Genomic DNA, 818 nt, shown 5'->3' with positions numbered 1-818 from the left:
GTTGGGGTGGATGGAGGCGTCGTCGCCCTTGATGTCAAAGTGATATTCGAGGCCCTGCTCGTGCGCGAGGTCGAAGGCTTGCTTGATGTTCTCGTCATCGGTATCAAGGCCTAGGATGCCCGCGACGGGGGTATCTCCTAGAGGTACTCTTCTCCGAGGGCAGTCTATCATCGAGTACGTCCTGATCATCGCCGTCATAGGCCTGGTGATCGTGTTCGCCGGACCCGACGTGGCGGGCGCCATCCGCAACCAGTTCAACCTGGTCGGCAACACGGTGAATAGCGGTGCCAGCGCTGGCACGGAGGGCGGCGGAGCATCCGGTGGAGGTTCTACCGGGGCCGACTCCGCGACCGTCCAGGCGGCCATCGCCAAGGACGCGAAGGACTGGACCTTGGACGAGCAGAAGGCCGTGGCCGAGGACATCGCCGCGAAGGGCGAGGCATCGCCGGCGTACGCCAAGGCGAAGGCCGCCATGGATGCCGGCACCAAGTTCACGATGAAGCTCACCGACGGCAAGACGCTCGAGTATAAGATTATCGGCATCAACCATGATGATTTGGCCGACGGCTCGGGCAAGGCTGGTCTTACGTTCTTGACCAAGAACGAAGCAATTGGCAAATATCTCATGAATGCCGATAATACCGCCGTCGGCGGATGGGAGAAGTGCGAGCTCCGCGCGAAGATGAACTCCGGCGAGATCTGGAACCTGATGCCCTCAGACTTCCAGTCCAAGGTGAAACCGGTCAGGAAGCTGACGAATAACGTCGACGGAGCCGACAAGAATGCCGCCATCACAGCAACAACCGACAAACTGTTCC

1 protein-coding gene is annotated in these 818 nt (G+C 60.1%); it reads left to right on the top strand.

Features of this window, described 5'->3' with window-relative positions; all coding sequences use genetic code 11:
- Window positions 1-211: 211 nt before the first annotated feature.
- Window positions 212-818, top strand: a 607-nt coding sequence (locus AAAX36_RS09440; RefSeq protein ID WP_349075289.1) for a hypothetical protein, incomplete at its 3' end; no start/stop codon positions are given.

The organism is Collinsella sp. CLA-ER-H10, from assembly GCF_040092475.1.
Classification (GTDB): Bacteria; Actinomycetota; Coriobacteriia; order Coriobacteriales; family Coriobacteriaceae; genus Collinsella.
Note: the sequence above shows the minus strand (reverse complement) of the source record. Positions and strands in the feature narration are given on the sequence as shown.